This window comes from Hydrogenophaga luteola (assembly GCF_042648585.1).
In the GTDB taxonomy this organism is placed as follows: Bacteria; Pseudomonadota; Gammaproteobacteria; order Burkholderiales; family Burkholderiaceae_C; genus Hydrogenophaga; species Hydrogenophaga luteola.
Genome location: NZ_JBHRXX010000009.1, coordinates 52,484 through 65,482 on the forward strand (window position 1 = coordinate 52,484; position 12,999 = coordinate 65,482).

A 12,999-nucleotide genomic window follows, 5' to 3' on the forward strand; every position below is an offset into this window, starting at 1 on the left:
AGGCGCCGGCTCACAAGCGACCGGAATTGAGGAAGGCCTGGCGGGTCACTTCGTTGAGGGCGTCGTCGACCAGGCCGTGGTCGGCCACCACCGTCAGGCGCCCCAGCTCGCGCAGGCGTTCCAGGCCGCGCAGCGTCAGCGAGATGCTGCGCCCGTTGGCTGCGTTGAACAGGAACATGGTGCCGTGCGGGCTGGCCCAGGTGAGCTGGCAGCGCAGGTCTTCGTTGCCGTCGCGCAGGTCCACCCAGGTGCCCACGGTCAATGGGCGGGGTTTTGCGCTGGTCTCCGTCTGGCGCTGGCGCAGCCACTCGGGGTCCATCGGCTCGGTGTCCTGGAAGCCCGGCTGGCTCTCGATCTGCAGGTCGTCCATGAACCCCGAGTCGCGGGCCTCCGCCGGATGGACCCAGGTATCGGACAGCTCCAGACCCGCGTCGTCCTCGTCGCGTCTGGGCTTGTAGGCGGGTTCCTGCAACTCCATCAGGGCTTGGAAGAACGAGTCGGCCTGGGCGCGCGGGTAGTCGATGGATTCCAGTCCTTCGCGCAGCGTGCGCAGCAGGCCGGGGATGACCTTCACCAGCCGCGGCCGGTTGAGGCTGGCCAGTTCGTGTTGGCTTGACCACAGCAGGTCGGGCAGCACGTCCATGTAGCGCAGCGCCGGCGCATCGCCCGGGGTCAGGCTGTTCACGGCCTGCGCCTGGATGCGCGCCTGCGCCACGACCTGGGCCCAGGGACCGGTGAGGAAGCGGCGCACCACGCCTGGAGCCCGGGCGAAGTCATTGCGGGCCTGGATTTCCGACGCCACTCTCTCGGCCAGCAGGTTGCGCTGCTCCACCTTCACCAGGGTCTGCATGGCCAGGCCCCGGGCGGGCGCCTGCGTCACGGGATCGGTGCGCCCCAGCCGCGCCAGCACGTCGCTGATGCGCTGCGACAGCTGGCCGGCCGGCACCTGCAGGTCCTGCTCGATCTTGCGCAACTGCTGCACATAGGCCTGGAAGCCGGTGTCGTGCTCGCTCTTGAAGGCCAGCGCGCGCTCGGTCAGCACGTCCAGCAGGCGCCGCGCCGGATTGCTGCGGTCGGCGAAAAAGCGCGGGTCGTTGCTCGCCAGCGCCAGCAGCACCGGCTTGAGCCGCAAGAGCATGTCCCGCACCGGCGCCAGCAGGCGGTGGTCGTCGGCGATGCGGCGCAGCATCAGCGTGACCACTTCCACCGCCAGGGACCGCACCATGCCGTTGGCCTCCAGCGCCTGGGCCGGATCGGTGGCTTCGTTCGCGCCGCGCGCCACGTTGCCCACCAGCAGCTGGTGCAGGTGATCCAGCGTCAGCAATTCGTTCTTGGCGGTCAGAGCCCCCACGGGCAGGCTGTCTTCTCGGGCGCGGGCGGCGGGCTTGCCCACCGGGGTCTGCACCACCTTGTAGCCTGCGGGCTGCACGCCCCAGCGGTCCAGCAGGTCGACCAGCTGGCGGTAGAAGCGCCGCAGTTCCTGGCCGAGGGGCAGGGCGCCGATGTGCAGCCACTGCACCCGCACCTCCTCGTCGATGTGCAGCTTGGACAGCGCACGTATCAACGCGCCGATGATGGCATCGGGGTGCAGCGGGTTGGCCTTGCTGCTCACCACGGAGAGTCCGCGGGCGGTGCTCAGGCGCGCGTCGAGCAGCACCAGCTCTTCTTCGACCGCCATCTTCACCACCTGCTGGATGCGCGCCAGCTCGACGGTGTGCTGCACCTGCTGGTGGTCCATCAGCTCCAGGTCGTCCAGGCTGAGCGTGTCCAGTCGGCGGGCCGGGGCCTTGCCGCTGACGGGGTCGAGATCGCCCTCACCGGAAGCGGTGCTGCCTAACAACTCCGACAGCGCCGTCAGAAAGTGCTCGGTGATGCGCGGCTGGTAGGCGGCCAGGGTGGCGCGCGCCAGGCCGGCGCTGCGCTGCTCTGAGGCGCCGACGGCGGCCGCCTCCTTCTGTTGCAGTGCGTTGCCCAGGGCCGCCAGCCAGCGGGGCACCCAATCGGCCGACAGCGCCAGCGCCTCCTTCAGGCAGGCGTCAAACACGGGATCGGCGTATGCATTCATGAGCGATGGGCGCTAGGCCAACGGCCCTGCGCGGTTGAGGGGGCTGGTGCGATTATGGTCCTCCTTGTGTTGGGCGGCCCAGCCGGGTCCTAGGGTTTTTCCTGACAGCGGCGACAGCCGATTGACAGCGGCCGACAGGAACATCACCCCGTCGATCAACCTCCCACGGAGACAAACATGCGTCGCGATACCTTCCTCAAGTCCCTGGCCGCTCTGGCCGCCGCCGGTGCCCTGCCCAACGCCGCCTGGGCCCAGGGTGCCAACGTCAAGATGATGATCCCCGCCAACCCGGGTGGTGGCTGGGACGGCACCGGCCGTGCGCTGGGCGAGGCCCTGCGCGATGCAGGCGTGGCCGCTTCCGTGACCTACGAGAACAAGGGCGGCGCCGCCGGCGCCATCGGTCTGGCCCAGTTCTACAACTCCGCCAAGGGCGACCCGAACGCCCTGATGGTGATGGGCGCCGTGATGCTGGGCGGCATCATCACCGGCAAGCCGCCGGTCTCGATCACCCAGGTTACCCCGATCGCCCGCCTGACCACCGAATACAACGTGTTCGTGCTGCCGGCCAGCTCTCCCTTCAACACCATGAAGGACGTGGTCGAGGCCCTCAAGAAGGACCCGGGCAGCGTCAAGTGGGGCGGCGGTTCGCGCGGCTCCACCGAGCACATCGCCGCTTCGCAGATCGCACAGGCCGTGGGCGTGCCCGCTGCCAAGATCAACTACGTGCCGTTCCGTGGGGGCGGTGAGGCCGTCGCCGCCATCCTGGGTGGCAACGTGACCGTCGGTGGCTCGGGCTACAGCGAGTTCCAGCAGTACATCGAGAGCGGCAAGATGAAGGCGATCGCCATCACCTCCGGTCAGCGCGTCAAGGGCCTGGACAAGATCCCCACGCTCAAGGAGCAGGGCATCGACGTCGAGATCGGCAACTGGCGCGGTGTCTATGGCGCCGCCGGCATCACCCCCGAGCAGCGCGCCGCGCTGACGGAGATGATCGTCAAGGCCACCAAGAGCAAGGCCTGGCAGGAAGCCCTGGTCAAGAACAACTGGACCCCGGCCCTGCTGACCGGCAAGGAATTCGACGCCTTCGTCGACAAGGACTTCTCCACCCTGCGCGCCACCATGGTCCGCGCCGGCATGGTGTAAGCCCACGGTCTGGTCTGTCCGATCCAGCGGCCGCGGCGTTCGCGTCGCGGCCGCATTTTTTTACGAGTGGAGCACGTCATGAATGCCGACACCACCCCTGCGCAGCAAGAGCGCCCCGATCACCGTCCCGGTCAGCTGGCCATGGGCATCGCCGCCGTGGTGGTGGCCGCCTTGCTGGCTTACGGCGCGGCCCACATCCCGTCCGACGCCGGCTACGCGGGCGTGGGTCCCGACTTCCTGCCCTGGCTGGTCGCCGGCGCCCTGGGCCTGTGCGGTGTGATGCTGATTCTGGAAGTGCGCTCCGGCGGCTACCGCAACATGGAGGAGCCCTCGGGCGCCCCGCGCGGTGACTGGCACGCGCTGGCCTGGGTGTCGGCCGGCATCCTGGGCAATGCGGCGCTTATCACGACCATCGGCTTCGTGCTCAGCTGTGCGCTGTGCTACACGCTCGCGGTGCGCGGCCTGCGCATCAGCGAAGGCAAGTCCGGAGGCAACGCCATGCAGGCGGTGCGCGACGTGGTTACCGGTGTCGTGATCGCCGCGCCGACCTACTGGCTGTTCACCAAATTCCTCGCCGTGAACCTGCCGGGCCTGACCGGCACCGGCTGGATCTGATCAGGGAGCACGACCATGATGGACACTTGGAACCAGTTGCTGGGCGGCTTCGCCACCGCAGCCACCCCCCTCAACCTGCTGTGGGCGCTGGCCGGCTGCGCGCTGGGCACCGCCATCGGCGTGCTGCCCGGCCTTGGCCCGGCGGTGACCGTGGCCATGCTGCTGCCGATCACCGGGCAGGTCGAACCGACCGCCTCGATGATCTTCTTCGCCGGCATCTACTACGGCGCCATGTACGGCGGATCGACCACCTCGATCCTGCTCAACACCCCGGGCGAGACCGGCACCATGGTCACCGCGCTCGAAGGCTTCAAGATGGCCAAGAACGGCCGTGCGGGCGCTGCGCTGGCCACCTCGGCCATCGGCTCCTTTGTGGCCGGCACCATTGCCACCGTGCTGGTGACGCTGTTCGCGCCCATCCTGGCCGAGTTCGCCGTCAAGCTGGGTCCGCCCGAGTACTTCTGCCTGATGCTGCTGGCCTTCACGACCGTCTCCGCCGTGTTGGGCCAGAGCACGCTGCGCGGCCTGACCTCGCTGTTCGTCGGTCTGGCCATGGGCCTGGTCGGCATGGACCAGATCACCGGCCAGGTGCGCTACACCGCGGGCGTGATCGAACTGATGGACGGCCTGGAGGTGGTGCTGGTGGCGGTGGGTCTGTTCGCTGTGACGGAAGCGCTCTACAACGCCCTGTACGAGGGCAAGAGCGAAGCCAGCATGAACAAGATGAACAAGGCGCACATGACCAAGACCGAGTGGCGCCGTTCCTGGCCCGCCTGGCTGCGCGGCACCGTCATTGGATTCCCCTTCGGCACGATCCCCGCAGGTGGCTCCGAGATCCCGACCTTTCTGAGCTACGCGACCGAGCGCAAGCTGGCCGACCCGGAGCACAAGAAGGAGTTCGGCACGGTCGGCGCCATCGAAGGCGTGGCCGGCCCCGAAGCTGCCAACAACTCGGCGGTGACGGCGACCCTGGTGCCGCTGCTCACCCTGGGTATCCCAACCTCGGTGACCGCCGCCATCCTGCTGAGCGCGCTGCAGAACTACGGCATCAACGCCGGCCCGCAGCTGTTCCAGACCTCGTCCGACCTGGTCTGGGCGCTGATCGCCTCGCTCTACATCGGCAACGTCATGCTGCTGGTGCTGAACCTGCCGATGGTGGGCCTGTGGGTCAAGCTGCTGAAGATTCCGAAGGCGCCGCTGTACGCCGGCATCCTGATCTTCGCGACCGTGGGCGTGTACGGCATGCGCCAGAGCTCGTTCGACCTGTTCCTTATGTTCGGCCTGGCGCTGGTGGGCGTGGCGATGCGCCGCTTCGACTTCCCGACCGCGCCGGTGATCGTGGGTCTGATCCTGGGCCCGCTGGCCGAGGCGCAGTTCCGCAACGCCATGTCGATTGGCGAGGGCAGTTTCACCGTGTTCTTCGAGCGCCCGATGTCGGCCACGTTGCTGACCATCGTGCTGCTGGTGCTGATCACGCCGCGCCTGCTGGCCTGGCACCGTCGCAGCTGAAGACCAGAGCTCCCACGTTCCGCCGCATTGAGCGGCGCCTGAAAGCCGGACGAAGATTTCGTCCGGCTTGGCCCATCGAACCTGGTGCCGGCTCGACACTCAGCAGTCTGTGAAGATCTCTGCCTCGGGCAGGCGCGACTTCGGCAGCTTGGCATTGAAGTCCTGCTCGCTGCGGTATCCCAGGGCCACCAGCGCGACACTGTGCAGGCTGCGGCTGGGCAGATCAAACTCGGCGTCCAGAATGGCGCTGTCGAAACCCTCCATTGGGCAAGCGTTGATGCCGAGCGCCTGAGCACCCAGCAGCAGCGTGCCGAGTGCCAGGTAGACCTGCTTTTCCATCCACGCGTTCAAGCCCTTGGGGCCATTGCGGTTGAGTTCGGTATAGAAGCGCCTTCCCTTGTCCTGTCCGAGTTTCGCCTCATCGGACACAAAGCGTCCATCGCACTGCTCTTGCGCCAACAACGCCTGGAGATGGGCCTCGTCCATGTCGTTGCGGGCGCAGAACACGACCACGTGTGAGGCGTTGGCGATTTTGGGTGTGTTGTACACAAAGTCCGGCTGGGTGGCCTTGGCCACGCGCGCCTTGCCTTGCGCACTGCCGGCCATGACGAAATGCCAGGGCTGCGAGTTCACCGACGAAGCGCTGTGGCGCAGCAGGCTGCGGATCTGCGCCATGTGTTCGTCTGCGATGGTGCGTGCGGGGTCGAAGGCCTTGGCGGAATGGCGGCCAGTGGCCAGCTGGGAAATGTTCACTGCGTTCTCCATGGTGTGCGGTGTCGATCGGTTCACGGACGAGGACTGGCCTTGACGGTCAGTTCGGTTTGCCCGATGCGGTGCTGCCTAAGAAAGAAACCGATCAGCGCAGGGCTGGCGCCTTTGTCCATAGAAAGCTTGTCGACCTTGCAGTGCCAGAAGCCGCTGCCGGTGGGGGCGTCCTTGTCGTAGAAAGTCACGGCGAAGCTTTTGGTTCCGGTCGGTGCCCCGCTCCAGTTCAGGTCGGGCATCTGGTTCTTGCCTTCGCAGCCGAAGTTGTTCCAGTAGAGGTCGGCACCGATGGTGGCGCCCGCCTGGATGGTTTTGCTGGACACGGTGAAGTCAGCCGCCTGGGCGCTCAGGCCTTGAGCGGCGATGACAGCGGCGGCGATGGTGTGGTGGAGTTTCATAGGTGGGTCCTGATGGCATGGGGTTGAGGAGGGTGCCGTGAACGCAAGACGGGTCGGTGCAATGGGATCAAAAGCCAGCGAGCACCACCTTGCCACGCGACTTACCCGATTCGATGTGGGCGTGGGCGCGCTTGAGGTTGGTCGCGTTGATGGCACCCATCTGCTCGGTGGCGGTGCTGCGGATCACACCCGCGTCCACCAGCGATGCCACTTCGGACAGAAGGTGGTGCTGGGCCTGCATGTCGGGGGTTTCGAACAGCGAACGTGTGAACATCAGTTCCCAGTGGAGCGAGAGGCTTTTGGCCTTCAGCTTCATGATGTCCAGTGGCTGATCGGGGTCGTCGATCAAGGCCAGTCGGCCTTGCGGAGCCAGCGACTGCACCAGTTGGTCGTAGTGTTGTACGGTCTGTGTGAGGCTGGCCACATGCGTGACCGCCGGTATGTGCAGCCGCTGGAGTTCCGCGAACAGGGGCTGACTGTGGTCGATCACATGGTGTGCGCCGAGGTCCTTGACCCAGGCTTGGGTCTCGGGACGCGAGGCGGTTCCGATCACGGTGAGGCTCGTGAGCTTGCGCGCCAGCTGTGTGAGCATGGAGCCCACGCCGCCACCGGCCCCGACGATCAGCAGGCTGTCCCGTGTCTGGCGCTTGCCCGGCGCCACGCCCAGTCGGTCGAAGAGAAGTTCCCAGGCGGTGATGGTGGTCAGCGGCATGGCGGCCGCTTGTGAAAAGTCCAGGCTCCGGGGCATGTGTCCGACGATGCGCTCGTCCACCAGCTGCTGTTCGGCATAGCTGCCCGGGCGGCGGATGTCACCCGCGTACCAGACGCGGTCTCCGGGCTTGAACAGGGTCACATCCGGCCCGACGGCGCGGACCACACCCGCCGCGTCCCATCCGATGACCTCCCACCGGCCGGGTTGGGGCTGGCGCGAGGCGCGCACCTTTACGTCCACAGGATTGACCGAGACCGCGTGCACGTCGACCAGGAGGTCGCGTCCGCCCACCTGTGGGGAGGGCAGTTCCACGTCCAGCAACGAAGCTGGGTCGTCGATGGGCAGCGGGTGCTGGAAGGCAATGGCTTTCATGGGTTTCTCCTGAAGTTGGCAGGGACCGTCAGGCGGTCCGGGGGTAGTCGGTGTAGCCACGCGCGTCGCCACCGAACAGCGTGCTGGTGTCGGGTGTGGCAAGGGGAACCTGCTGACGCAGCCGTTCCGGCAGGTCCGGATTGGCGATGAAGGGGCGGCCGAACGCCACCCAGTCGGCCCAGCCGCCCTGGATCACGGCCTGGGCGCGGTCCAGCGTGTAGCCGCCGGCCACCCCGATGGCGCCACCGAACGCGTGGCGCACGTCGCGCCTGAAAGCTTCCGGCACCAGTGGCGCATCCTCCCAGTCGGCTTCGGCAAAGTGCAGATAGGCGACACCTTTCTCGGAAAGGCGGCGTGCGGCCAGCAAGGTGGTGGCGACCATGTCGGGGCAGTCCATCCCGCGCTGTGTGATGTGCGGTGACACGCGCACACCCACGCGGTCGGGGCCCACGACGCCAATCACCGCGTCCACCACCTCATAGAAGAAGCGCAGGCGCTTCTCGATGGAGCCTCCGTAGATATCCGTGCGACGATTGCTGCCGGAGCGCAGGAAGGAGTCGATCAAGTAGCCGTTGGCCGCGTGGATCTCGACGCCGTCGAAGCCCGCCGCTGCGGCTCGCTCGGCAGCCCGGCGGTAATCGTCGACGATGGCCTGGATTTCGGGGAGGGTGAGCGCGCGGGGCACCGGGCACTCCACCATGCCGCCCAGACCGTCTTCGCCCACGATCCACACCTTGGCATTTGGCGCGATGGCCGAAGGCGCCACTGGGGCGTGCCCCTGCTGGAACACCGGGTGGGACATGCGACCCACGTGCCACAACTGCAGCACAATGCGGCCGCCGGCAGCGTGAACGGCGCGCGTCACGCCTTGCCAGCCCGCCACCTGTTCGGCGCTGTGGATGCCGGGCGTGAAGCTGTAGCCCTGGCCCTGGGGCGAAATCTGGGTCGCTTCGCTGATGATCAGGCCGGCGCTGGCGCGCTGGGCGTAGTAGTTCGCCATCAGCGCGGTGGGGACATTCCCCGGCTGGGCCGTCCGGCTGCGGGTCATGGGAGCCATGACCACGCGGTGTGGCAGTTCGAAGGCGCCGAACTTCAAGGGTGAGAAAAGGGTGGGGGCGGTCATGTGATTGCTCCTGCGATTGAGATGGGGGTCAGAACTGATCACCCATCGGGGCGGCCCGATCGGTGTCGTAGTGGAGGTCGAGTGCGACACCGTCGTCGGGAACGTCCAGCTCGATGACGGTCAATGCAGGCTCATCGCTGCGGAATGCCACGTGCGCCAGCTGGAGCTCGCCCGCAGTCGGGCAGACGTTCGGTCGTGTGGGCGGAGGCATTCATGGGGCAATCCGTTGGCGTTCTGGAATGCCTCCATGTTGTTGTGCTTTCTATTTTTTAAAAAGGCCTTATCTTTTGATTCCGTTTTCAATCGAATCAATAAAATCAAACGACCAACACGCCCTCCATCACCCCATGAAAGCACTGCAAGACCTGGAGATCTTTGTCCGCACGGTCGACACCGGCAGCCTGTCGGCGACCGCCCGGGCCATGGACCTGACCCCGGCGGCGGCCAGCGCAGCGCTCAAGCGCCTCGAAGCCGAGCTTGGCGCGGAGCTGTTGGTTCGCTCCACCCGCAGCCTGCGTCTCACGCCGGCCGGTGAGCAGTTCTTGGAACACAGCCGACAGCCGCTGATGGCGCTGCAGCAGGCCGCGCGCCTGATGTCGCAGGGCGAAGCGGCGATGGAAGGGGTGCTCAAGCTGTCCGCACCGTCCGATCTGGGGCGCAACGTGCTGCTGCCCTGGCTCGATGACTTCCAGCGCCTGCACCCAGGTGTGAGCCTGCGCCTGCAGCTCTCCGACCGGCTGGCCAATGTGTACAGCGAGCCGGTGGATGCGGCGCTTCGCTACGGCCTGCCTCCGGACTCGAACCTGGTGGCTTTGCCGCTGGCCCCGGACAACCGGCGCGTTCTGTGCGCTTCGCCGGCGTACCTGGAGCGACATGGCGAACCAGCGAGCCCGCATGAGCTGGCAGACCGCGACTGCCTGTGCTTCATGCTCGGTGACGAGGTGCGAGATCGCTGGAGCTTTTCGCTTGCCGGCTCGAGTTCGTTCACCGTGCGCGCGCGGGCGGTGAATGTGTCCAACGACGGCGGCGCGGTGCGCCAATGGGCGCTGCTCGGTCGGGGCATCGCCTACAAGTCCCATCTTGACGTTGCCAGCGACCTTGCCGAGGGGCGCCTGCGGGCACTCTGCACGGCATGGACCACCGAGCCCGCACCGCTCTATCTGGTGGTCCCCAGCCGTGGACAGCTCACACCGTTGCTCAGGTGCTTGCGGGAGTTCCTGGTGGTGTGCATTGGTCGCTTGCCCGCCAGTGGGGGGTGAGCAGCTGGGGTGTCCGAGGTGTCGAGCGCCGACGCATGCGCTGGAAGCAGAACACCGATTGGGAGTTGTAGAAAGGCGGCGTGGCCAGACCGTGCACGTTGCCGCTGGTGGCTGCAGCCGTCCGGCAGGCGATCGCCCCGGCTTCGCTGATGCCGTCTTTGAGGTGACGGGGGCCGCGGACCAAGGTCAGGCCGTACCATCCGGCCATGACGCCAGACACCCGCCTTCCGCGCGACGCCCAGAGCATCCTGGAGCTGGCCGCGCGCTCGATGTTCGACCTGTTCGCCAACGCCAGCGAAGGCATGCTGCTGGTGGACCGCAAGGGGCGGGTGGTGTGGATCAACGACCAGTACCGCCGCTTCCTGCCCGCGCTGGGCTACGAGCGCGAGGAGGACTTCGTCGGCCACCCGGTGTCGAACGTGGTGCAGAACACGCAGATGCATCAGGTGCTGGAGACCGGCAAGCCGATCCTGATCGACCTGCTCACCAACAAGGCCGGCACCTTCGTGGTCAGCCGCATTCCGCTGCGCGACGAAACGGGCGAGGTCATCGGGGTGCTGGGCATCGTGCTGTTCGATCACCCGGAGACCACGCTGCAGCCCTTCATCGCCAAGTTCGCGCGGCTGGAGCAGGACCTGAACGACGCGCGGCGCGAACTCGCCAGCCAGCGCCGCGCCAAGTACACCTTCGCCAGCTTCGTCGGCAGCAGCGCCGCCGCGCAGGAGGTCAAGCGCCAGGCGCGGCGTGCGGCGCAGTCGGCCAGCCCGGTGCTGCTGCTGGGCGAGACGGGCACGGGCAAGGAGCTGCTGGCTCACGCCATCCACGCCGCCTCGCCCCGCGCCGGTCGATCCTTTGTCGGCGTGAACATGGCGGCCGTGCCCGAGTCGCTGATGGAGGCCGAGTTCTTCGGTGTGGCGCCCGGGGCCTACACCGGCGCCGACAAGAAGGGGCGCGATGGCAAGTTCAAGCTGGCCGACGGCGGCACGCTGTTTCTCGACGAACTGGGCGACATGCCGATGGCCGTGCAGGTCAAGCTGCTGCGCGCGCTGCAGGACGGCGAGATCGAGCCGCTGGGTTCCAACAAGCTGATCCGCTGCGACGTGCGCGTGGTGGCCGCCACTTCGCGCGACCTGGCCCAGCTGGTGCGCGAGGGCAAATTCCGCGAAGACCTGTTCTACCGCCTCAACGTGCTGCCGATCCGCGTGCCGCCGCTGCGCGAGCGCCAGGGCGACATCCCCTTGCTGGTCGAGACGCTGTGCGAGGACATCGCCGCCCGCGGCGCCAATGTGCATCTGGAGCTGCTGCCGCCCGCGCTGGACCTGCTGGCCGCGCAGCCCTGGCGCGGCAACACCCGCGAGTTGCGCAACGTGCTGGAGCAGCTGGCGCTGCGCAGCGACTCGCCGCAGATCGGCGCCGAACAGGTGGAGCAGGTGCTGCGCGACTCTGGGCTGGATCGCATCGAGCCCGCGCTGTCGCGGCCTGCCGCCCCTGTGCCGGCGATGGCCGCGGACGACGACCTGCGGCCGCTGCCGGTGCAGATCGCCGAGCTGGAGCAGCGCGCCATCGCCGCCGCCCTGGCGCGCACCGGGGGCAACCGGGTGGCAGCGGCGAAGCTGCTGGGCATCTCGCGCGCCAGCCTGTACGACCGCTTGGCTGTGTCTGAAAATCAGGCAGGTGTCTGAAATTCAGACAATTCGGTGCTCTCAGATGTGTCTGAACTTCAGACATGTGAACACCCGGTTGACCGCAGGCCGTTGATTCAAAAGGCCTTTTCCTCCTGGCACGGACCATGCAAAGTGGGCTGGCGTTCACCGGCCCGGTGATCCCACAACCAGGAGACAAGACATGTTCCAGACCACGCGCCGCGTTGCGGTGATGGCCCTTGCCTGCGGCGCTGCCGCTGCCTTTGCCCAGTCGGGCGGCGAAATCCGCATCGCCCACGTCTACAGCAAGACCGGTCCGCTGGAGGCCTACGGCAAGCAGACCCAGACCGGGCTGATGATGGGCCTGAACTACGCCACGGGCGGCACCATGATGGTGGCGGGCAAGAAGATCGTGGTGATCGAGAAGGACGACCAGGGCAAGCCCGACCTGGGCAAGAGCCTGCTGGCCGCGGCCTACGCCGACGACAAGGCCGACCTGGCGATCGGCCCGACCAGCTCGGGCGTGGCGCTGGCCATGCTGCCGGTGGCCGAGGAGTACCAGAAGATCCTGCTGGTCGAACCCGCGGTGGCCGACTCCATCACCGGCGACAAGTGGAACAAGTACATCTTCCGCACCGGCCGCAACTCCTCGCAGGACGCGATCTCCAACGCCGTGGCGCTGGACAAGGCCGGCACCACCATCGCCACCCTGGCGCAGGACTACGCCTTTGGCCGCGACGGCGTGAAGGCCTTCAAGGACGCGGTGAAGACCGCCAAGATCGTCCACGAGGAATACCTGCCCACCAGCACCACCGACTTCACCGCCGGTGCGCAGCGCCTGATCGACAAGCTCAAGGACCAGCCGGGCCGCAAGGTGATCTTCATCATCTGGGCCGGCGCGGGCAACCCGTTCAAGATCGCCGACCTCGACCTCAAGCGCTACGGCATCGAGATCGCCACCGGCGGCAACATCCTGCCGGCCATGGCCTCGTACAAGAACTTCCCCGGCATGGAAGGCGCCACCTACTACTACTTCGGCATCCCCAAGAACCCGGTGAACGAGGCCCTGGTGGCCCAGCACTACAGCCAGTTCAAGACCCCGCCGGACTTCTTCACCGCCGGTGGTTTCAGTTCGGCCATGGCTGTGGTGACGGCGCTCAAGAAGACCAACGGCGACGCCAAGGCCGCCACGCTGATCAAGACCATGGAAGGCATGAGCTTCGAGACGCCCAAGGGCACCATGACCTTCCGCAAGGAAGACCACCAGGCCATGCAGAGCATGTACCACTTCAAGATCAAGGTGGACCCGGCCTTCCCGTGGGGCGTGCCGGAGCTGATTCGCGAGATCAAGCCCTCCGAGATGAACGTTCCCATCCGGAACAAGAAGTAAACCCC

Annotated in this window: 13 protein-coding genes; 6 read left to right on the top strand and 7 right to left on the bottom strand. The window is 66.9% G+C overall.

Annotation, left to right across the window (positions count from 1 at the left end; all coding sequences use genetic code 11):
• Nucleotides 1–10: 10 nt before the first annotated feature.
• Complete coding sequence (locus tag ACFOPI_RS19050) at nucleotides 11–2,065, bottom strand: DUF1631 family protein (RefSeq protein ID WP_382177395.1); 2,055 nt, start codon at nucleotides 2,063–2,065, stop codon at nucleotides 11–13.
• A gap of 177 nt (nucleotides 2,066–2,242) precedes the next feature.
• On the opposite strand from ACFOPI_RS19050, the gene ACFOPI_RS19055 reads away from it, so the two are divergent.
• The 3 genes from ACFOPI_RS19055 to ACFOPI_RS19065 all read left to right on the top strand — a co-directional run bounded on the left by ACFOPI_RS19055 (nucleotide 2,243) and on the right by ACFOPI_RS19065 (nucleotide 5,332).
• Nucleotides 2,243–3,208, top strand: a complete 966-nt coding sequence (locus ACFOPI_RS19055; RefSeq protein ID WP_382177398.1) for a Bug family tripartite tricarboxylate transporter substrate binding protein — start codon at nucleotides 2,243–2,245, stop codon at nucleotides 3,206–3,208.
• A 78-nt stretch (nucleotides 3,209–3,286) separates the two neighbouring features.
• Nucleotides 3,287–3,823, top strand: coding sequence for a tripartite tricarboxylate transporter TctB family protein (locus ACFOPI_RS19060; RefSeq protein WP_382177401.1), 537 nt, complete (start codon nucleotides 3,287–3,289; stop codon nucleotides 3,821–3,823).
• An 18-nt stretch (nucleotides 3,824–3,841) separates the two neighbouring features.
• Nucleotides 3,842–5,332: a tripartite tricarboxylate transporter permease gene (locus tag ACFOPI_RS19065; RefSeq protein ID WP_382178749.1), complete on the top strand. Its 1,491-nt coding sequence runs from the start codon at nucleotides 3,842–3,844 to the stop codon at nucleotides 5,330–5,332.
• 99 nt (nucleotides 5,333–5,431) lie between these two features.
• Here the strand turns inward: ACFOPI_RS19065 and nfsB are convergent, their stop codons facing one another.
• From nfsB to ACFOPI_RS19090, 5 genes are all read right to left on the bottom strand, one after another.
• Nucleotides 5,432–6,085 carry an oxygen-insensitive NAD(P)H nitroreductase gene (gene nfsB / locus ACFOPI_RS19070; RefSeq protein ID WP_382177404.1) on the bottom strand — a complete coding sequence of 218 codons (654 nt, stop codon included), beginning with the start codon at nucleotides 6,083–6,085 and terminating at the stop codon, nucleotides 5,432–5,434.
• 32 nt (nucleotides 6,086–6,117) lie between these two features.
• The gene (locus ACFOPI_RS19075) at nucleotides 6,118–6,495 is read right to left on the bottom strand and encodes a hypothetical protein (RefSeq protein ID WP_382177406.1); all 378 of its coding nucleotides are present in this window, start codon (nucleotides 6,493–6,495) and stop codon (nucleotides 6,118–6,120) included.
• A gap of 67 nt (nucleotides 6,496–6,562) precedes the next feature.
• The gene (locus ACFOPI_RS19080) at nucleotides 6,563–7,579 is read right to left on the bottom strand and encodes a zinc-binding alcohol dehydrogenase family protein (protein ID WP_382177409.1); all 1,017 of its coding nucleotides are present in this window, start codon (nucleotides 7,577–7,579) and stop codon (nucleotides 6,563–6,565) included.
• Between the two features lie 28 nt (nucleotides 7,580–7,607).
• On the bottom strand, nucleotides 7,608–8,702 hold the full coding sequence (locus tag ACFOPI_RS19085; RefSeq protein ID WP_382177412.1) for an alkene reductase: 1,095 nt from the start codon (nucleotides 8,700–8,702) through the stop codon (nucleotides 7,608–7,610).
• Nucleotides 8,703–8,730: 28 nt separating this feature from the next.
• On the bottom strand, nucleotides 8,731–8,913 hold the full coding sequence (locus tag ACFOPI_RS19090) for a hypothetical protein (RefSeq protein WP_382177415.1): 183 nt from the start codon (nucleotides 8,911–8,913) through the stop codon (nucleotides 8,731–8,733).
• 136 nt (nucleotides 8,914–9,049) lie between these two features.
• Between ACFOPI_RS19090 and ACFOPI_RS19095 the strand changes: the two genes are divergently transcribed.
• Nucleotides 9,050–9,961, top strand: coding sequence for a LysR family transcriptional regulator (locus ACFOPI_RS19095; protein ID WP_382177417.1), 912 nt, complete (start codon nucleotides 9,050–9,052; stop codon nucleotides 9,959–9,961).
• Here the strand turns inward: ACFOPI_RS19095 and ACFOPI_RS24250 are convergent.
• Nucleotides 9,900–10,265: a hypothetical protein gene (locus ACFOPI_RS24250; protein WP_449272027.1), complete on the bottom strand. Its 366-nt coding sequence runs from the start codon at nucleotides 10,263–10,265 to the stop codon at nucleotides 9,900–9,902. The two genes, ACFOPI_RS19095 and ACFOPI_RS24250, sit on opposite strands and share 62 nt — an antisense overlap.
• On the opposite strand from ACFOPI_RS24250, the gene ACFOPI_RS19105 reads away from it, so the two are divergent.
• Together ACFOPI_RS19105 and ACFOPI_RS19110 are read left to right on the top strand one after the other, a co-directional pair.
• A complete protein-coding gene (locus tag ACFOPI_RS19105) occupies nucleotides 10,168–11,643 on the top strand; it encodes a sigma-54 interaction domain-containing protein (RefSeq protein ID WP_382177420.1) in 1,476 nt (491 codons plus the stop codon). The two genes, ACFOPI_RS24250 and ACFOPI_RS19105, sit on opposite strands and share 98 nt — an antisense overlap.
• 163 nt (nucleotides 11,644–11,806) lie before the next feature.
• Complete coding sequence (locus ACFOPI_RS19110; RefSeq protein WP_382177422.1) at nucleotides 11,807–12,994, top strand: substrate-binding domain-containing protein; 1,188 nt, start codon at nucleotides 11,807–11,809, stop codon at nucleotides 12,992–12,994.
• Nucleotides 12,995–12,999: the final 5 nt, after the last annotated feature.

Excerpts from the sequence above, each read along its gene's own strand:
- ACFOPI_RS19050 (WP_382177395.1), bottom strand. The coding sequence starts at position 2,065 with ATGAATGCATACGCCGATCCCGTGTTTGACGCCTGCCTGAAGGAGGCG.
- ACFOPI_RS19055 (WP_382177398.1), top strand. The coding sequence starts at position 2,243 with ATGCGTCGCGATACCTTCCTCAAGTCCCTGGCCGCTCTGGCCGCCGCC.
- ACFOPI_RS19060 (WP_382177401.1), top strand. The coding sequence starts at position 3,287 with ATGAATGCCGACACCACCCCTGCGCAGCAAGAGCGCCCCGATCACCGT.
- ACFOPI_RS19065 (WP_382178749.1), top strand. The coding sequence starts at position 3,842 with ATGGACACTTGGAACCAGTTGCTGGGCGGCTTCGCCACCGCAGCCACC.
- ACFOPI_RS19075 (WP_382177406.1), bottom strand. The coding sequence starts at position 6,495 with ATGAAACTCCACCACACCATCGCCGCCGCTGTCATCGCCGCTCAAGGC.
- ACFOPI_RS19080 (WP_382177409.1), bottom strand. The coding sequence starts at position 7,579 with ATGAAAGCCATTGCCTTCCAGCACCCGCTGCCCATCGACGACCCAGCT.
- ACFOPI_RS19085 (WP_382177412.1), bottom strand. The coding sequence starts at position 8,702 with ATGACCGCCCCCACCCTTTTCTCACCCTTGAAGTTCGGCGCCTTCGAA.
- ACFOPI_RS19090 (WP_382177415.1), bottom strand. The coding sequence starts at position 8,913 with ATGCCTCCGCCCACACGACCGAACGTCTGCCCGACTGCGGGCGAGCTC.
- ACFOPI_RS19095 (WP_382177417.1), top strand. The coding sequence starts at position 9,050 with ATGAAAGCACTGCAAGACCTGGAGATCTTTGTCCGCACGGTCGACACC.
- ACFOPI_RS19105 (WP_382177420.1), top strand. The coding sequence starts at position 10,168 with ATGACGCCAGACACCCGCCTTCCGCGCGACGCCCAGAGCATCCTGGAG.
- ACFOPI_RS24250 (WP_449272027.1), bottom strand. The coding sequence starts at position 10,265 with ATGCCTTCGCTGGCGTTGGCGAACAGGTCGAACATCGAGCGCGCGGCC.
- ACFOPI_RS19110 (WP_382177422.1), top strand. The coding sequence starts at position 11,807 with ATGTTCCAGACCACGCGCCGCGTTGCGGTGATGGCCCTTGCCTGCGGC.